The 18,546-nt window shown below is 37.6% G+C and carries 17 protein-coding genes; 16 read left to right on the top strand and 1 reads right to left on the bottom strand.

Annotated features, from left to right (window positions below; translation table 11 throughout):
• Positions 1–25: 25 nt before the first annotated feature.
• The 8 genes from T344_RS27920 (at position 26) to T344_RS0109235 (ending at position 6,082) form a co-directional block, all read left to right on the top strand.
• On the top strand, positions 26–826 hold the full coding sequence (locus T344_RS27920; RefSeq protein WP_051571715.1) for a CpaE/TadZ family protein: 801 nt from the start codon (positions 26–28) through the stop codon (positions 824–826).
• Positions 819–2,351 carry an ATPase, T2SS/T4P/T4SS family gene (locus tag T344_RS0109265; protein WP_027628468.1) on the top strand — a complete coding sequence of 511 codons (1,533 nt, stop codon included), beginning with the start codon at positions 819–821 and terminating at the stop codon, positions 2,349–2,351. The genes T344_RS27920 and T344_RS0109265 overlap by 8 nt, the downstream gene beginning before the upstream one ends.
• Positions 2,344–3,279 carry a hypothetical protein gene (locus T344_RS0109260; protein ID WP_027628467.1) on the top strand — a complete coding sequence of 312 codons (936 nt, stop codon included), beginning with the start codon at positions 2,344–2,346 and terminating at the stop codon, positions 3,277–3,279. The genes T344_RS0109265 and T344_RS0109260 overlap by 8 nt, the downstream gene beginning before the upstream one ends.
• 36 nt (positions 3,280–3,315) lie before the next feature.
• The gene (locus T344_RS0109255; RefSeq protein ID WP_027628466.1) at positions 3,316–4,443 is read left to right on the top strand and encodes a hypothetical protein; all 1,128 of its coding nucleotides are present in this window, start codon (positions 3,316–3,318) and stop codon (positions 4,441–4,443) included.
• A gap of 70 nt (positions 4,444–4,513) precedes the next feature.
• Positions 4,514–4,717: a hypothetical protein gene (locus T344_RS0109250; RefSeq protein WP_154669433.1), complete on the top strand. Its 204-nt coding sequence runs from the start codon at positions 4,514–4,516 to the stop codon at positions 4,715–4,717.
• 31 nt (positions 4,718–4,748) lie between these two features.
• Positions 4,749–4,904, top strand: a complete 156-nt coding sequence (locus tag T344_RS31240) for a hypothetical protein (RefSeq protein WP_169738698.1) — start codon at positions 4,749–4,751, stop codon at positions 4,902–4,904.
• Positions 4,905–4,977: 73 nt separating this feature from the next.
• On the top strand, positions 4,978–5,424 hold the full coding sequence (locus tag T344_RS0109240) for a hypothetical protein (protein WP_027628464.1): 447 nt from the start codon (positions 4,978–4,980) through the stop codon (positions 5,422–5,424).
• Entirely contained in the window at positions 5,417–6,082 is a 666-nt protein-coding gene (locus T344_RS0109235; RefSeq protein ID WP_027628463.1) for a hypothetical protein, read from the top strand. Before T344_RS0109240 ends, T344_RS0109235 begins: the two co-directional genes overlap by 8 nt.
• A 162-nt stretch (positions 6,083–6,244) precedes the next feature.
• On the opposite strand, the gene T344_RS31720 is transcribed toward T344_RS0109235, so the two are convergent.
• Positions 6,245–6,370, bottom strand: coding sequence for a hypothetical protein (locus T344_RS31720; protein WP_278246147.1), 126 nt, complete (start codon positions 6,368–6,370; stop codon positions 6,245–6,247).
• Here T344_RS31720 and T344_RS31910 point away from each other — a divergent pair.
• From T344_RS31910 to T344_RS30310, 8 genes are all read left to right on the top strand, one after another.
• On the top strand, positions 6,345–6,425 hold the full coding sequence (locus T344_RS31910; protein WP_422784861.1) for a putative holin-like toxin: 81 nt from the start codon (positions 6,345–6,347) through the stop codon (positions 6,423–6,425). The genes T344_RS31720 and T344_RS31910 overlap by 26 nt on opposite strands.
• Positions 6,426–6,588: 163 nt before the next feature.
• On the top strand, positions 6,589–7,869 hold the full coding sequence (locus T344_RS29680) for an S-layer homology domain-containing protein (protein ID WP_051571713.1): 1,281 nt from the start codon (positions 6,589–6,591) through the stop codon (positions 7,867–7,869).
• Between the two features lie 16 nt (positions 7,870–7,885).
• Positions 7,886–10,294, top strand: a complete 2,409-nt coding sequence (locus T344_RS0109220; RefSeq protein ID WP_084331167.1) for a hypothetical protein — start codon at positions 7,886–7,888, stop codon at positions 10,292–10,294.
• 14 nt (positions 10,295–10,308) lie between these two features.
• The gene (locus T344_RS0109215; RefSeq protein WP_027628460.1) at positions 10,309–14,601 is read left to right on the top strand and encodes a hypothetical protein; all 4,293 of its coding nucleotides are present in this window, start codon (positions 10,309–10,311) and stop codon (positions 14,599–14,601) included.
• 75 nt (positions 14,602–14,676) lie between these two features.
• Entirely contained in the window at positions 14,677–15,261 is a 585-nt protein-coding gene (locus T344_RS27910; protein ID WP_051571711.1) for an HD-GYP domain-containing protein, read from the top strand.
• Between the two features lie 40 nt (positions 15,262–15,301).
• Entirely contained in the window at positions 15,302–15,682 is a 381-nt protein-coding gene (locus T344_RS0109205; protein WP_027628459.1) for a type II toxin-antitoxin system HicB family antitoxin, read from the top strand.
• A 54-nt stretch (positions 15,683–15,736) separates the two neighbouring features.
• Positions 15,737–16,021, top strand: a complete 285-nt coding sequence (locus T344_RS0109200; RefSeq protein ID WP_034860940.1) for a hypothetical protein — start codon at positions 15,737–15,739, stop codon at positions 16,019–16,021.
• Positions 16,022–16,201: 180 nt separating this feature from the next.
• Positions 16,202–18,271: a recombinase family protein gene (locus T344_RS30310; protein WP_162178028.1), complete on the top strand. Its 2,070-nt coding sequence runs from the start codon at positions 16,202–16,204 to the stop codon at positions 18,269–18,271.
• The last annotated feature ends 275 nt before the right edge of the window (positions 18,272–18,546 follow it).

The following is an 18,546-nucleotide window of genomic DNA, read 5'->3' as shown; positions in this document are numbered from 1 at the left end:
TTTAGAAACTTGAGGATGTGAATGTATGGGGAAAATTATTTCAATATGGTCGGTTACCGGGAAAACCGGTAAAACGGTTTTTTTATATATGTTAATAAACAGTATGGTAAAGCTGCTGAATAATGAAGTACGAATTTTAGTGTGCTGCAGTAACCTTAATTATGGCAATTTATTGAATCTGTTCGAAATCAGTGACAGCGAGCTGAATATTGAGGACTTAGTTAATCTTAAAATATCTCCCGATAATAAATTTGATTTGCTTAAAACTCTGGGAAAGAAGAATAACCTCTATTTTTTAGGAAGCAAGAAAACAAATATGAATTATGTCGGCAGAAATATAAAGGAGTATGAAAACCTGATAGAAGATTTAAGGAATTCTTTTGATCTTATACTTGTGGATACCATATGGGGGCATGAAAATATCCTGACCAACATGATACTGGATAAAAGCGATCATGTTGTTAATGTTATCAACCAGGATAAGGATATACTTGATTCCAATGACTTTGCTACAGATAAGGATCTGGTATATGTGGTAAATAAGTATCGTGATATTTATCCTGAGCTTGGTGACATCAAATCAATATATAAGCTGAAAGAAATTTATGAGGTTCCGGACAGCGGTGAATTGATGGAAATGAAAAACAAATCAAAACTGGCTTATTATCCTGAATACCAAACTGAGTATAACCGGGCTGTAGACCGTATTACAAAATTCATTATTAATAAAGCCGGCCTGGGGGATATTGCATCTGAAAATCCCTCCGGTAAAAATATTGCAGCAGGCTTGCTGAAGTTCCTGATGAGGAGGAGGAAAAATGGTTAATTTGAATGAGTTGATAGCTGTCATTGAGGAAAAGATGAAAAATGCTAAAAAAGCGAATACAAATGATAAGGAGAAGCAACGGGAGCTTGAGCGTATATCCTTAAGGGAACAGGAATTAAAAATAAAAGCCACCGAGGGCAGTGATCAGGCCAGGGATATAACCAGGAATATGATATATTTTATTCTCGGTGAAACGAATGAAATCAACCGGAAAAATATCGATCAGATAATCTCTCAATATCATATTGACTATTACAGGAATATTTACACAAACGATAACTCTGCTAATATCAGAAAGCCCATAGACAAGGATATTGAGAGCTATCTTCAAAAATTTTCAATAAGCTCCTACGATCACTTTGAAAAAAAGCTTCAAAAGCTGGCTCAAATAGTATATCAGGAACTATACGGGTATAGTGTTATTGACGAGCTGGTGTTTGAAAGTGAATTAAATGAGGTTGCAACCACCCGAAGCGATTATATATGGATTCAGTATAAAGGTATTAAGAGAAGGATACCAAACCCCGGTTTTAAATTTTTTGACGATGAAACCTATAATAAGATAATTGAAGACAGAATTGTTTCAACCGCAAATACCGAGATGAATAAAGGAAATCCCCTGATATATTGCACTCTTGAGAACGGTACCCGGATAACCGCGCTCAGGCCTCCGCTTTCAAGATACTATATTGTAAGTATACGTATATTTATTTATAAATCATTGAATAAACAGGATCGTAATCAATTCATGCCCGAAAAGATGCTGGAAGTTTTAAAAATTCTCAGCAGCAAGGGGAGGAGGAATACCGCCATTATAGGAGAAATGGGCTCCGGCAAAACCACGGCGGCAGACGAGCTTGTTATCAGGCCCCTTGATGATGATCTGGCAATCGGCCTGGCCGAGAACATTCATGAGCTTAATACCTCCGGCAAATACCCCGGGAAAAATGTAATAGAGCTGCAGTATGCAGATAAGTTCACTCCCACCGATATTATGGAGATTTTCTTCAGATTGAACCGGGATATTGTTATCTTCGGCGAGGTGAGAAGCCATATGGAAGCTTTTGAAATGATAAATGCCATGCTCAGGCAAGCCAGAGGGAGTATGTGTACCTTCCACTCTTCCGGTATAGCCAGGCTCATACATGACTTGAGAAAGCTACTGATGCAAACCGGATATTATACCGATTACAAGGAAGCAAGATTTGATATAGCCGATGCAATTGATATTGCCATACAAATCAAGCTGGACAGGAATACCGGTAGCCGGTACGTTTACAAGTTTTCTGAAATAATTGCCCATGAGGCCGAGATGAGCTATGAAATAAGGGACTTGTTCAAATATGACGGAGATTCAGGGAAGTATCTTGTAAACAGGGAGGGAATACATGAAGCTACGCTGGCTTCGTGTATGGAATTTGAACTTACAGCCAGGGACAGGGAATATTTAAACTCTCTTTTCACTATTAAGCCTGATGAGATGGATAGTTTCTCATATATGGATCAGGGGAGGACTAATGAGTAAGGATTATATCATAAATAATATGGAATTCATTATTACACTTTTCACCGGTGTAATTTTTTTATTTTCGGGATTATTATTCAGCGCATATAAAAAGAACAAAAACCTGAGACCATATTCACTTAACAGCAGTTTTATAAAAGGACTTTTTGGAACAGTACTTTCGCTGTTTTCCGGACTGCCTTTGCTCCGGAGAGTTAAGCAGCAGTTTAAAGTGAGTCTGGAGTTCACCTTTTCAAAGGATGCTGTACTGAATGTTATCTCGGACATAATGATTTTTGTAATTGCTGTAATAAGTATATTGCTTGTAGTATTCCTCAATAAGATCGGACAGCTATGGTATGTAAAAGTAATGATCATTGTTATGAGTGTTATATTGCCCTATTACCTGATGGCCCTGCTGCTTGATTTATATAAATACAAAATGAATGCCCAGATTCCTAAAGTAATAGATGAATTCAGAAGTGCATTTATCGAACATAACAAAATAAAACCTGCCCTGAGAGAATGCAGCAGGCATGTAAATAAAAATATAGGCAGGCTGATTCTGCATGCCGCAGATAGTTCCGATACCCAGAAAGCCTTTGAGGATATGAGAGGAAAAATAGATAATATCTGGTTTAGCATTTTTATCGTAATGCTTTCAAATTATAAGGAAAACGGCGGAGAACTGATTGCTCAACTGTACAAGCTCAATAACACCATGTCAACTCAAAACAGCATAGAAAAAAAGAAAAACCGGAGACTTGTCTGGTATGAGGTATTTGCCGTATGTGCATCGGTTCTTAGTATACCGGCTGTACTCTGGGTTAACAAAATCATTCTTGGGAATGGGATCACACTTGATCCGGATACCAACCTTGCTATTTGCAGAGTAATAATCTTTTCGGTAATTGCTTTAGTTGTTGTAAGAGTTTTAAGAAAGATGTGACCAGGTTGAACACATCTTGAAAAGGACGGTATTTATATGCATATATTATTTGTTTTAATTGCAGTCGGCCTGCTTGTACTTCTGACAGGCATTTTTACAAGCAAGTATCCGAGAGAATCCAGATACTTGACTTTAAAGGGGTTTTCCCTGGAGAGTATAGCTGAAAACAGGGTTGTTAAAAGGATTCTTGGAGTTTTCACCAGGGATAAGTCATTTATATTAAACAGGATCAGCTTGTCGGTAATTAACGGTTCGGAAACAAAAATTTCTTTGGAGGCATTTTATCTTGTAAAAATATTTTCATTTATCCTGATAACTTTATCAGCTTTGATTATTAATTATACCAACATGGATATAACCAAAGTGAACATCATTTCAAAGGCTTCCAACAGCATAAATATTTTTGGGGTTTATCAGGAAGACAAGTCGGATGCTGAATATAACTATTCTCTATATCATTCAATACTGAATCAAATAGATAGTAATGACTTTGAAAAAGCTGACGATGCTGAAAAACGACAGATGGTTTCGGAAGTTCTTCCTGTGTTGATTCATACTGTACAAAAACAGGATGTGGAATTCAATGCCGAAAAATTCATTTCTACATATGAGGCTCTGAAAAAAGTAAAATTGGTGGACCGGAAAGTATATTTAATTGCGTTTATTGCTTACTTTGTGCCTGAATTGCTGCTTCTGCTTAAGAGACTTTTATTAGGCAGCATCTACAGAAAAGAGGTAATAAAGCTTGAAAATATTTTTGAACTGCTGGGCAGTATGGAGGGCTTTAAAACTACCGACATTCTGGAGCAAATGTCCAAAGGTTCTTCACTCTACAGAAAGAATATGACGGAATGCCGCAGCCTGTTCCAGGTAGACAGAAAGCTTGCAGTTCAAAACCTGAAGGCGGCAACAAAAAACAAAAAAATGTCTGAGCTGGTAGATACCCTCAGAATATATTCCATAGTTGATAAAAAGCTTGCCATGGATATCCTGGCAAAAAACCGCAAGAGCAGGAATGATGGAATTTTAATAACAGCCGATGAAGATATGGACTGGATCGATATTATTGCTTTTATAAGCATAACTCCGCTTTTGTATGAACTGGCCAATCTTTTGATGAAGCCAATGCTTGATATGATATTTGATGCCTTCAAATATATTTGACTATCAATTAAACCGGATTGGGGGTGTTAAGCTTATATATTCATTATTTATAAAGCGGGGAGGTGATAAAGTGAATAAGGTTATACTGACAATTATTTTGTTTGCACTTGCAATAGCTCTGGTAATAGGGGTAATTATCCCGGTAATGACCACCAGCAAGTCATCCGGGCAGGAAGCGAAGGACAAGCTTGATGAAACAAAAACCAATATCGGCACACTTGGTACACCGGTTACATATGAAGCAGCCGGGATACAGATAATTACTGAAATATAAGTGAGTTTTTAAGTTTAAGGAGCTGATAAAAATGAACAAGGTAATTATGACGATAATCCTTTTTGCTATTTGCGTGGCATTGGTAGTATCGGTAATAATTCCGATTGCAGCAGAAGTAAAAACAGGCGGAGACAAAACCTTTGAGGTTGTCCGGCAAACAAACAACAATATAGCGTCTGCACCATAGCTGCCGGTAAGTTAAGGCTTCAAGATGTGTCCGACTGGGACACATCTTGAGGTATAGAAAATGGGGTAAGTCAATGAATAAAATTTTTGTATCTATTATTGTAATTCCTATAATTGCGCTGCTTATGTTCAAGGCAATCGCAATATCAAATTATGATCTGAAGCAGAGGTACCTGAAAGACCAGGTAGACCTGGTTGCCTACCAGGTAAAATTAACCGGCAGGCTCACAGAGGATGCATATGGTCAATTTTCTGCGAAGATAAATAAAATAGCTGATTTTTCAGACGGAGAGAGTATTGTTTTAATAAAAGGGATGTATTCCAACGGCTTAATAGTAGCATTATCTGACTACAGTATGGGAGAAGTTCTAAATAAAGGCGAGGCTTTTATAATTTACATCAAATCAAAGGAGGTTTCCACCTTCAGCAGGATACAAAACGGCGGAATCAGCCCGGATGATACAAAAAACCTGTATTACAAGGCCAGGGCCGAATGCCGGATCGAGGTGTATAATGGATAATAGGGGCGGGGCAGCCGGAACAACGTTTTTCAGCTTGTCGGTAATTTTGGTATTGTCACTGCTGCTTCTCAGTACGGCGGATTATTCTCTGTACTCATATAAAAAGAAATGTATAGCCGGTGCAATTGATTTTTCAGTTTCGGCAGCTGCCCAGGAAAACAATATTGAATTAAGCAGGTATGGTTACTCCATAGGGATAGATGAGTCAGCCGGCACTCTTTCCACCGACAATATATTTATTGATGAAACCAGTGCCGAAAATGCGTTTTTCAGTACACTGGAGCTTAATGCCGGCATAAAAAAATCAGAGGTCATATCCAACACAATGATTATAATAGTAAACCCGGCAACCGGCTCAGCAAACTACATAATAAAGAACGCAACAAAAAGAATTACCGGAAGTGTTTCCGAGCCTGCCGATCTTGAAGCCGTAATAAACACAAATACGGCACAATTCTGGGATGCCGGGCAGCCGGATAAGGAAATTGTGTACGTCAACGGTAATCCGAAAACTAATGAGTTTAAAAAGAGACCTTATTACATGGTTTTTATAAAAAATTATGAAATTGACGGATTATTTAAAAAAAGGCTGGCAACCTTTATAGCATTCAAAGGTGCAAATATAGAGCGTAAAAACGGCAACGGTTTAGAAGAATAAAATTAATTTTTAAAAAATCTTTATAATTTTGTAATAATATGGTATAATGCATAAAAGCCTTGCTGTCTTTCACCGGTTTTGGTGAGTGGGTATGGCAGAGTTTGCCATAATCACATCTTATTCAAAAATACAATTAACAAATAAAATTATTCAATGCCAATTTTAAGGGGATTGAATGAAAACAGGGTGATAGTCATCTGCATCTCTTTTACAAAAGAGAAAGGAGGTGGCAGGTATGGATATATACGAAACAATATCCTTAATGATAATGTTCTCGATGTTTCTCATATCTTTTCTCTCCTTGGTTATCACAATAATCAAGTTAAATGAGCGGAAAAAATAATCACCCTGTACTCGCACTACAGAGTGATTAAAGCTTAAACTTTTCACGATGTAGAGTGACTGCCACAATGTGGACATTCAATCTCCTTAATAATATTATACCAAATTCCTTTCAAAAGTAAACATATGTCAAATCAAATTTTAAAGTCAAAAGGAGAATAACTATGAGATCTGTAGTGAAAAGAACAATTGCAGTATTAATAATTATGTCAGTCTCAATCACAACAAACATTTTAATGATTTCAGCCGATCCGGGCAATAAATTCAAAGATGTGAAAGTAACCTCCTGGTATTATTCCTATGTAACAAAGCTGGCTGACCTGAAAATTACAGGCGGATATACAGATGGTACATATAAACCCAACAACCCGGTAACACGGGCTGAATTTGTTACTTTCCTGTGCAACGTCAAGGGCTATAAGCAGATGCAGGGGAATCCCTTTATTGATTCTCAGAAGAGCTGGGCATCAGGATATATAACTGCTGCACTGGCAAACGGAATAATAGATTTACCGTCGGATCAGAAGTTCAACCCCAACTATGCAATAACAAGGCAGGAAGTGGTTGAGATGATGTGCAGAGCTTTGAACATCACTCCAGACGAAACAGCAAAAACACCATATGCAGACGTTACCACTAATCCAGGCTATTCAACTGCTGCATACTCAAATTACCTGATGCAAGGATCTCTTAAAGATAATAAGACATATTTTAACCCAAAAGCCAATATAACCAGGGCTGAAGTAGCTACCGTAACGGTAAATGCTTATGATTACAACTTGGATAAGATGGAGTATCTTAACAAAAAAAAGGCTGAGGAAAAGCTGAAAAAAGCTGAAGCCGAAAAAGCCTCAGCGTGGAAGGAAAGTGTAAAAGGTATCTCTTCAACACTTTTGAACAACAAAGAAGGTTTGTACAAGGATTCTGTATATGAGAGTAACAAATATCTGAAGGAGGAAACTGACTACTTAAAGAATTGGGGAGCAAAGTACGGAATGACTTCTGAACAGTTTGAGAACGAATTAGTTGAAGTTGGAATAAAGTATGCAACCCTAATAGCAAATGCAAATTACAAAAAAGTGGATATATATGAATCTACTTTAAAATCTGTACTAGACTTTAATACTCTTGATGGATATCTTCAAAAAAAACTTGATTATGTTAAAAACAATACGATTGTTTCAGAAGGAAAGTTTATAACCAGTAAAGGCATGTTGGTTTATGCAGAATGGGGAAATCCTGTTCTAAGAGGAACAATAAAATATAGATATTCAAGTCCTACAAGCGTTAATATTCTTAAATCCGAAATTGTTGGTTCAACTAAAAAACCTTCACAACTTGGAGTATGGTATGAACAAGATTTTGAAATACACTTTATAGCTGAAGATAATGGAATTAAATGTACAAGATTACAACCAATATCGGAAATAAGAATATCGAAATGAGAGGAGTACTGCAATTATGAAGAAAACTTTAAGTACAATACTAAGTTTGATTTGCATTTTTGCTATTCTCTTTAGTATTAACATTCCAATATATGCTGCAGGTGACCCGACAGGCGTTTTAGGTGTCATTGGTGATGGAGCTTCACCGAAAGAACATCAAGCATTAACTATGTCTGTGAATTCTGTAGCTTCAACTTCTCCTTTGCAAGCTTTTTGTATAGGTTGGCAGTTTGAGTTCAGTAATTCAAATGGTTCCATATCTATTGATATTGACCTAAGGGAAGTAAAAACTAATGGTGGAAGCAGAACATATACTTTCCCTATTACTACAGGATGGACTAAAGAATCTACAGGGATTAAGGGTGGAAATAGTCTCCGGGACATGGTGAGCGATAAAGCTACTTTTGACAGGATAATAAAAGACGGCTGCACTGTTACAGCAAATGCAATCATAAGAAAATACAGTTATTTCAACGGCAAGTTTACACCATTAGGCACATATGCATATACTAAAGATGAAATAGCTGAGTACGATAATAATGGTAAAATAATAGGTGGTAACTTTACAGAATTTTCATCGGCGTTTATAAGTAATACTCGTAATGATTACTTTGACCTTACTTTAACATTGAAGCCTGAGCCTGTACCCATACCCGACCCAAAAGTAAATCTAACTTTGCCTATTAACAATTCAACCGTTCTACAGGGTACTGTAGTTACTTTTAAGGGCTTTGGTACGGGTATTCATCACATAAGCGGTTTTGTTGATGGTAAGTTCATGGAAGAACAGGGAAACCCCTCTGAGGATTATAACGATCAAATGAAGTTTGAAACAATAGTAAAACTTGATGAGATCAGGGATTACACGTTCCAGATTAAGGGGAGAAATACAGCTAATTTAACGGATGCAGGTTCAAAGCTTGCAGAATCAGCTATACATACAGTCCATGTAATAAAGCCTCCTGCCAACTCAGGAACCATATACATAAAATGCCTTGATATAGACACTAACAAGGAAATTCCTGATACTGCACAAGAAATACCAGGTGTTGAATATGGGAAGCCAAAAACCGTTACATATCCTCCTGTGACACAATATAAGGTTCAAGGTTCATATCAAACATTTTCAGCGTCCGCACCTGACAAGTCAAAAATGGAAACTGCTACTTCTCAGACTGTAACTTTATCATCAACGAATAAAAATGCCTACGTATATTTTTGGTATAAGGTTGACAACACTATGCCGCCCGTAAAGCCACCTGAAAAGATAAACTATGACCCTATAGCAATTATTAATAATCCAGCCGTAGCTTATGCCGGTGATGATGTGTTAATAGATGGCAGCCGTTCATACGACACAGACGGATATGTTGAACGATGGATATGGGATGTACCAGGAACATATTTAAGTGACCCCAACAACTCGTGGGCTAATGAACTGAATAACGCTGAGCAAGATATTGAAAAAGGTACGGTTTGGTATCCCCAAATAGGAGTTTACGGTATAGACTTGGAAGTCATTGATGATGGAAATTGCTCAGGATATGATCAAAGCATAATTGAAATTATCGAGCCTAAGCCTGAGATAAATGTTGATGTCCTGGCGGATAAAATGAAAGAAAACAGAAAAATAACACTTGATACATCAAAGAGTAAGTCGGCTACCAGGTATCCAATTGATTGGAACCTGACCACATGGAGCATACAACCTATAAATGAAACTGGAGCTACCGGAGATTACGGGGTAAGGTTATCAAATGGTACGGTATATAAAAATGTCAATGGCAAAGCCCATCTATATAATAACGGCACATGGACAGATACCGGCCTGGATTTCAATTCTGTGCTGAAGGGACAAAAGACTGTATACTTCCAGGCCAGAGACAGCGGACAATATAAAATAACAGTGTCTATGACTAATACTTATGTATTTAACAGTGCAGTCCATTACTCAAATACTGTTGACAGGACTATTACTGTAGTTGAGGATTTGGCACCTGTAGCAGATTTCAGCGGATCGGAAAGTAATATACGTGAATTTGAAAATCCTATTGATAGAACCCGGCAAAAATATGGTGTTATACCTGTTATTTGCACTTCAACCTCACCCGATGGTGATCCCATAGGTAAAAGGATATGGTCTGCCAGGTATGACAGTGACAATGATCTCGCCCAGGGCTCCGGAGCCGCAGCTGCATTTGCAGATGAAACAACCATATATCCATACACAGGTACCGACCCATTTACCAGCGGTATCAGGTTGGTGGTTGACGGTGAATACGATTCTACAGCAGAAATCTGGTCATATGAGGTTGGAAAATTTACCGAAGCATTGCAGGTATACGAGGATATTCCTGATTCCGAAACGGTTAAGGAACTTCTAGTGCAGAGTGATTATAAAAGCAGTTACGTGCAAGGGTGGTAAACGGAGGAGCACCTATGAAAAAATTTAAATATTTACCTATATGGATTTTAATAATAACACTAATAAGCCAAAGCTCAGCTTTGGCTTTTAATATTCAGGAAATGAAAAATACTGCTCCTGTGGCAAACTTCACGGTTGAAAAGAGTCGTGAAGTTAAATTGCTTGTATTGACTGACTATGCCGGCGCAGATAACGCCAATCTTAAAAATGCATTAACAAGTATGAAAAGCGAACTGGCTAACTACGCAAAAATTAATATTGAGTACGCAAGCCCAACTGATACCACCATAGGAACACAACAGGGCAATTATGTTAAAAATTATTGGGCTAAAAACGGATATGCGACATACAGATGGTCCGGATATACTTTAAATATAACACCGTATGGCCAGGTACAGCAGCATAATGCAAGTAATGAATTACAAACCGAAGTATTTAATTACTCCAATGTAATAGAACTGCCGGAAGGCCAAACACCAACTCAGCCTTATGGTGCTCCAACACGATATACCAAATCTGCCCTGCAGACACAAGTCTATGACTTTGGACAGCGTACTTATTATACGTATACATTTATCAATAATTCAGGTATATGCGAGGGACAGTTCAGCTATAACAGGGAGTATAATTACTATTATCCCAATGGGGCTACTCAGCAAGGTTTTAAGGAATTAAGCGCCGAGCCTGTATTTACATATGACACAGCCTGGTCAATTCAAGGCTCCCAGGATACACCGGTGACAAATTCCGTAACCGGCTGGGATTTATCAAAATTAAATTATAATGTCCCCAGCAATACAGACACATTTGTAATTTTTGCTCTTAACAACGAGGATACAAACTATTACACTTCACACATGGCATCGAATTACCGGCTAGGCCAGCTTCGGAACGACAGCAATCTTGGAAAGTTTGTAAAGGATAGTGAAGCAAGAATATATTCCATTTGTTCAGATAATCTGGAGAATGTGAATCTTTCAACAAATCCTCAGTACCCGGTGACATTTAACGGTGCAGCTCAAAATATATCTTTAAGGGATTTGATAGATTCAAGCTTTGATGGCAGAAGCATAGGGCCAAAAAATATAACCGGCCTTGTAAACAAGATAAAAGAAAATGTCAAAAGGCCGTCTGATAAGGTAGACATGATAGTGGCTACCGATAAAGATATTTCAAGCACAAACAGCTTTGTTAACAGTATAAAGGATAATATCAGCTCTGATGTGGATTTCAAGACAAACGTGGTCAATATGGACTCTCTGGAAGATGTAGATACATGGAGAAAGTATGTGACAAAGGGTGATTATAAGAGTTTTTCTCAATATAATACTGATGCCACACTCTTACTTTGTGGAAATGGTGACTTATGGGCACGGGGCAGTAATCTCATAGGATGGAACTACCAGGGAAAAGAAGTATATGGTCTGTTTGGACAGAGTACCACAATTCAGACCTACAGTAGCTTTATTAAAATAGCTACAGATGTAAAAGATGCATATTTCTACTATAGTAGCAGTGGTCTTTCTATTTATATAATAAAAAATGATAGTTCATTGTGGATTTGCGGTGCCAATGGAGTGACATTTAATTCATATCTTGGATATGACATGCCAATACAGTATCAGGAATTTACAAACACATACTGGACCGGTGTAAGATCACTTGCTTTTGATGTCCATGAATACGGAATAATGTATATGGTGACAGATACAGGAGTATATAGGAGATCACTAAGAGTTGATAATTATTACCTGCCTGTAGCAAAAGATCCTTATGCTCCGGCCAACACACAGTATGTTATTGGTGTTAGTGATTCTATGCTGTACTATATATCTGATGATGGTAATATAGATTTTACATATTGGTCAAGCGGTACACAGCAAAGAGGGCTTAATCACAGCGGGAAATTGCCTTATCCGGTAAAAGATTATTCAACGTCCAGGGATACGGCAAGGCAGACAGCTATATTATGTACAGATAATAAGATTTATAATTTGCAAGGACAGGTATCTATAAATATACCTATAAAACAGGCTATTATGGGTAAATCGACATATGGTGTTACTTATTTAGTGGCCACTGATGGAGTAATATATAGTAATACTTCCGGGGGATGGAGCACCTATAATGTGCCTGCAGCTGATAAAATATTGTTTATACAGGATAATAGTGGTGCTACCGGAGGTATGGTAGTAAGAACTCCAAGCGGTGAAATTGGTTATATAGGCCGTATTAACTACGAAAACATATTGAAAACAGATATTACATCAACTTATGATCCTGCAAGGTATTACGCAAACAATGGCGGAGGATATGCTACAGTATTTGATGCTTCAGTTGGTGATACTGCGGCCGATTACTTGCAAATAGGCAACCATTTTGCCTATGTAACAAAGCAAGGCAATATTTGTTACATTAATTGCGATTATTTGGGGGTAGATGATTATGGATTGCATAGATTTAAATACACCACTGTCAATTGCGGCAAGGTAGATTCAGCTTTTGATATTACCAACAAGTCTGTAAAAGCATTCTCAAAGTCAAAAATATTCAACACCCAGTTAAGAGATGGATCAGAGAGGTATTTTATCTATATCTCTGATAACATAGAAAAAGATACTTACTTTCATGATCCGTCGGATTATTTGCTGTTGGATAATTTGGATAGCACGGTTTTAAATTACCTGAATGTTAACAGATTTAATATTTACGTTGTCTCCCCGGCCGAAGCCAGGGACTTAAAACTGCAATATCCATATGTCCCTGTTAACCGGCAGCAGTATTCATTAAGAGAGCTGATTTATAACTCTGTTATGGACAGCGCATTCTGCAAGGATGAAAACACGGTCAGAACCCTGATTATACGGAAGTATGACACATTTACCAAGCAAGGCAGTACAACACTAACAATATTGGTAAACGAGGAAAGTGTCCGGTATAACCAAATTTACAGCGATTTCGAGCACGACCCGAAATATTCAGACAAATGGCAGTACACCCATGATCCGGCCTATTTTGATAACTCAAATGGGCTTGACGGCAATTCAGGCAAGTGGATCACAGAACCGTTGTACACCTTCAGCAAAGTTGGAAAATATACAGTGGTTTCACAATTCAGGGACAACCCGAAGGAGGATAACAGGTTTGACAGCTACCGGCTTTGGTCTAATGTTTCGGCACCGGCTACAATTATTGTACACCGCAGACCTGTAGCTTTATTTAACACGCAGATTGCAGGCAGAGCAGGATCCATGGTTAATCTGACATATCTGGATCAGTCCTATGACCCGGATCATAACCTGTCAAGGACAGATAAAGGTATTGGAGCAAGAGTATGGCAGTACAAAAAGGCCTCATCAGATACCTGGACTGAGGGGAAACCGGCAAGTCTTGCATACAATTCCGGCATTTATCAGATAAGACTCAGTGTTAAGGATATTGAAGGTGCATGGAGCAGCCCATATATAGATACAATTGACACTGTTAATGTTCCCCCGTCCATAACTGCCACTCCTACTGAATATAACGGGACGGGACCGGTTAATATAACAATTAAGGCTTCCGATAACGGTGAAAACGACTTTGCATATATGCGTTATGCCGTAACCGGCAGTACCGATTCCCCGGCGGCTTCACAGTGGATAAAGGAAGCTGATGGAATAAAGGAAAGAACTATTACCCTGAACACAGACGGTACATATTATTTACACATGGAAGCCTGTGATAAAGCGGGACAAACCGGAAAAAACATGGCCGGGCCGTATACTATCAATAATGTAAAGGCAGGACAATTTTTTATTACCATGATGTTTGATCCGGGCTGGCAGTCTTATTATTTTGACATATCAAATGGCATTGATGATAATCATGACGGAGAGATTGACCGGTATCCCAGAAAGACAAATACCGATATCGGCACTTTGAAAATGCCGATTAATTATTTCAATTTAGTCGGACATCCAAAAACATATATTAAGGCCGGATACAGAGTTAAAGGAAAAATTGACATCCAGGGAGCTCCTGATTATGCGGAGTTTCATATCAATTATTTAATGAGCAGCAGAACATATACAGATAAAGTCCCATTAACAAAAGGAGCCGGTAATACATATTATTTTGAATGGACCATACCGTTAGAAACAGACAATAAGTCTTTTATAAGCTTTGACTTGCAAATAAAAAAAGGCAGTTTAACTTATGGTAATGAAAAATGGAATGATACCTGGGATCCTCGGAATACGTCACGATTGGTTTTTTACGTAAAGGGGAAGGCAACGGATGATTTGATCTATGTACAGAGTCAATAAAAAAAATAGAATTAAAGATGGATTGTTATGAAAAGGAGCTTTCTTAAGGGGGCTCCTTTTAGATTGGAGAACCCTATGAAGAATATTGTTATGACCAGGGAAGCAGGAATAAAGAATGCGATGGTTGAAGTATTTATTCACGGGCAGAATGTTTCGATTATCAGCACCAAAATTGCATTGAATTTAGGAATTTCAGATAAAGAGCTTCATATTATTTCTGCTGCAGCAGCACTTCACGATATTGGGAAAAAAGATGTACCTTTGGAAATTTTAAATAAACCCAGCAAATTAACCGGCGATGAAATGATAGAAATGCGCAAGCACACTCTCTATGGCTTTAATGCACTGGTAAAAGATAAACGTTTTAATAATTTAGCGAACTATATTCTTTATCATCATGAAGATTGCCGGGGAATGGGGTATTACAGGTTAAAGGAAAATGAGATACCTCTGGCTTCCAAAATAATTATGGCGGCAGATGTTTTTGATGCGTTAACATCAGACAGAGCCTACAGAAGTGCTTTCAGTATGAAAGAAGCTTTGGATATCATGGAAAATGAGCAGCAAAAGTATGACAAAAAAGTTTTTAATGAGTTGAAAAAAATAATCAAGGAAGAAAAGTTTTTTAAGTATATTGACTATACGTATAACACGTATTAGAATTAAGTTCTATTCCTTGTGAAATTTGGGAGGTGTGTTTATGTTATTGATTTACCCGGCAATTTTTCATAATGAAAATGGTAACTACTGGGTTGAGTTTCCGGATCTTGAAGGCTGCCAAAGCTGTGGAAAGGATTTACCTGAAACTATGGAACTTGCGCAGGAGGCTTTAGGACTTTATATAGCATCTAAGTTAGATAATAAAGAACCAATTCCGCAGGCTTCAGACATTACAAAATTACAAACATCCAATGGAGTTGTAAGCTATGTTTCCTGTGAAATTAACAAGTATAGGAAAAAAACCAAGGCAATTAAAAAAACATTGACTATTCCTGAATGGCTTAATGAAGAAGCAGAAAATAAACATATAAATTTTTCATCTGTACTGCAGGAAGCTTTACTCGAAAAAATCAAAGAATAATTTTTATTAACTGTTTTATATGGTATAATGATTATTATAAAGGGGAGTGGAACAGTGGAAGACAAAGTTTTTGAATTGATGACTAGGATGTATTCGGATATTAATGCCAGATTTGATAGTATTGAAAATAAAATGACTTCAATGCAAAATGATATTTCCGGTATTGGAAATCAAGTTGCAAAAATGGAAAATGATTTGAAACCAAAAGTGGAAACGGCACTTGAGGGATATTCACTTATTTATGAGAAACTTAATACGCTTGAAAGTAAAGTAGATAATCTTAACTCAAAAGTTGAAAAACAGGAAGTTGAGATAAAGGTCATAAAGGGCGGCAAGTAAACACCTGTTGTCCTGTTCTAAAAATAACACGATGATTAAAAATTAACAGCTTAGAAATAGGCTGTTTTTTATTACCCGGAATCAGCCTTCAAATTTGTATGAAAATATAAATTTGAGGGCTGATTTCATAAAAAAGCTTTTTAAAAGAACTCAAATTGCACATATATGGGGGTACTTACAATGGATAAAATCAGAAAACAGGAAAGAAAAAATTGGTTTTACAGCTACAATATGATTTTTAGCTTAAAAATCAGTGAGCATGCGAAACTTATTTATATTTTTCTTTGTAGATCCGCTGATGCAGAGACTCAATGTTTTCCAAGCTATAATTATATAGGTGAGGCATGTGGTATAAAAAGCAGAACAACTATTGCAACCGCATTAAAGGAGCTTGAAAACGCAGGACTGATAGAACGGGCCGCTCAATATAATTCGGATGGCAGACAGACCTCAAATTGCTATTATATTTATGACACCCCACGGAATAATACCCCCGAAGCAGCTGACATTAAGGAACAATCCGGAAATGAGGAGGAGGCTGCCGAAGCAAATGCCGCCTGCTCTGAAAGTGAGTGTACAAATAATCAAAATGATAGTGTCCATTTAATGGACACCCGGGTGTCCGCTGAATGGACAGGGGGGTGTCCAGCAAATGGACACGAAGTACTACCCATAAATAAGTACTACCCATATGAAGTAACAACAACACCGGACAAAGCTGATGTTGTTGTTGATCAGCCCATAAATATCAATGATCTGAAAAAAGAAGTTGATAAAACCATAGGCGGAGATGTTAACATAAAAGTACTCACAGGTTTATTAAATAAAAAAGGTATTGAAAAAATTCGTTTTTGTTTATATAATTGGCTGGGTATTATCGGATCCCAGAAAATAGATAGTGTCGAAAGCTTTTTTGTAAGAGCGGTTACCGAAGGCTACAAGGTTCAAACTCAAAGGTGTCCTCCCAAAGGCACCGGCAACAGTAACAGGTCTAATTTTGAAGAAAGGGAATATCCCCGGGAGTACTATGAAAATGGCTTTTTCAGCAATATATCAATAAATGTCCATGATAATAGGTATAACGAACGGTATGTGCGGGATATTTCAAAAAAAATAAGGGCAAATCTGCGGTTTAAAATAGAACAGGGTGAATATATAGGAAATGCCCCTTACGGATATGTCAAGTCTGTTAATGAAAAAAACAAGCTGGTAGTGGATACAAGAACCGCTCCGGTAGTCAGGGAGATATTCGGACTGTATAAGCAGGGTTATGGCTATGCGGCAATTGCAAATATGCTGAACGGGAGAGGGTATCCTTCACCGTCTTCAAAAAACTCCGACATTCCCATAACTCCATGGAATCAGGTGGCTGTGCAGAGAATACTCTGCAACCGTGTATACATTGGCGATACGGTTCAGGGTGTAAGTGAAAAAATAAGCTTTAAGAATAAGAAAACCAGAAGACTTCCCTTTGATAAATGGATTATTACAACGAATACCCATGAGCCCATAGTAAAGAACGAGGATTTTGAGGAAGTCCAGAAAATAAGAGCAAAAAAGCGCTCAAATCAAGGGTATAACAGGAATATATCCCATCTGCTGAGCAATATGCTCTATTGCGGAAAATGCGGTAAGGCAATGTATGTGAGAGTCCGCAAGGACAGACCTGTAGGGTACATATGCAGTTCCTATTCAAAGAATGGGAGTGAATGCTGCTCCAGTCATTACGTTACCGAACAGACAATAATCGATGTCATTTCCGATGAACTATTGGAAATGCTGTCAAATAGAGAGTTTATAGACAGCTTCAGCCTGAAATACTGTAATGAGGAAGATGACAGGCAGAAGAGGTATGAAATGGCGCAGAAGTTGGAGCAGCAGATAGCTGCCAAGCAAAAGCAGCAGGACATATTGTATCTTGACAGGCTGGAAGCAAAAATATCGGAGCAGCTTTTTATCAGAATGAATAAAAATATTGAAGAGCGTATAAGTACTCTGAGAAAAGAGACGGAAAAGCTGCTGGAGGAAGAAAAAAAGCAGCTTGACAAAATGCATGTGGTAGAAAATTTTATTAACAGGATAAAAACCCAGGGGATCAATAAGAATATTATTGAGCAAATGGTCAACAGGATAATTGTTTACGACAGCAGCGACAGTGCTGAACTCAGGAACACAGGTATGAACAGGGAGGAAATAAAGAACGGGCTGATAGTTATTGAATATAACTATAACAATTGGAGGGAAGGGTAAAAAAATAAACAATAGAATAAATTTAAAATAAGCCAACTTTGAGACTGTTTCACAGGTTTCGGAGCTGGCTTATTTTGGAGAGTCACTTCGAAATACTTAATTAATTCAGTCGTTTGATGTAAAAATTTACAATTAATATTATAAAAATTATAATATGCTATTGAATATTTTGGATTATTTTGGTATAGTATGCAATATAAGTTATGACATGGCCGCTAAAAGGTCAAGAGACTGTCTCTTTTGGAATAACTTGAGGTCATAGTCTGATTAATATG

Origin of the sequence: Ruminiclostridium cellobioparum DSM 1351 = ATCC 15832 (genome assembly GCF_000621505.1) — a bacterium.
Classification (GTDB): Bacteria; Bacillota; Clostridia; order Acetivibrionales; family DSM-1351; genus Ruminiclostridium; species Ruminiclostridium cellobioparum.
The sequence above is the reverse complement of the archived record's forward strand: the minus strand, read 5'-3'. Positions and strand labels throughout refer to the sequence as shown.

Excerpts from the sequence above, each read along its gene's own strand:
- T344_RS0109215 (WP_027628460.1), top strand. The coding sequence starts at position 10,309 with ATGAAAAAATTTAAATATTTACCTATATGGATTTTAATAATAACACTA.
- T344_RS31720 (WP_278246147.1), bottom strand. The coding sequence starts at position 6,370 with ATGAGAAACATCGAGAACATTATCATTAAGGATATTGTTTCGTATATA.
- T344_RS27920 (WP_051571715.1), top strand. The coding sequence starts at position 26 with ATGGGGAAAATTATTTCAATATGGTCGGTTACCGGGAAAACCGGTAAA.
- T344_RS0109240 (WP_027628464.1), top strand. The coding sequence starts at position 4,978 with ATGAATAAAATTTTTGTATCTATTATTGTAATTCCTATAATTGCGCTG.
- T344_RS0109255 (WP_027628466.1), top strand. The coding sequence starts at position 3,316 with ATGCATATATTATTTGTTTTAATTGCAGTCGGCCTGCTTGTACTTCTG.
- T344_RS0109220 (WP_084331167.1), top strand. The coding sequence starts at position 7,886 with ATGAAGAAAACTTTAAGTACAATACTAAGTTTGATTTGCATTTTTGCT.
- T344_RS31240 (WP_169738698.1), top strand. The coding sequence starts at position 4,749 with ATGAACAAGGTAATTATGACGATAATCCTTTTTGCTATTTGCGTGGCA.
- T344_RS0109235 (WP_027628463.1), top strand. The coding sequence starts at position 5,417 with ATGGATAATAGGGGCGGGGCAGCCGGAACAACGTTTTTCAGCTTGTCG.
- T344_RS31910 (WP_422784861.1), top strand. The coding sequence starts at position 6,345 with ATGATAATGTTCTCGATGTTTCTCATATCTTTTCTCTCCTTGGTTATC.
- T344_RS0109265 (WP_027628468.1), top strand. The coding sequence starts at position 819 with ATGGTTAATTTGAATGAGTTGATAGCTGTCATTGAGGAAAAGATGAAA.
- T344_RS27910 (WP_051571711.1), top strand. The coding sequence starts at position 14,677 with ATGAAGAATATTGTTATGACCAGGGAAGCAGGAATAAAGAATGCGATG.
- T344_RS30310 (WP_162178028.1), top strand. The coding sequence starts at position 16,202 with ATGGATAAAATCAGAAAACAGGAAAGAAAAAATTGGTTTTACAGCTAC.
- T344_RS0109260 (WP_027628467.1), top strand. The coding sequence starts at position 2,344 with ATGAGTAAGGATTATATCATAAATAATATGGAATTCATTATTACACTT.
- T344_RS29680 (WP_051571713.1), top strand. The coding sequence starts at position 6,589 with ATGAGATCTGTAGTGAAAAGAACAATTGCAGTATTAATAATTATGTCA.
- T344_RS0109205 (WP_027628459.1), top strand. The coding sequence starts at position 15,302 with ATGTTATTGATTTACCCGGCAATTTTTCATAATGAAAATGGTAACTAC.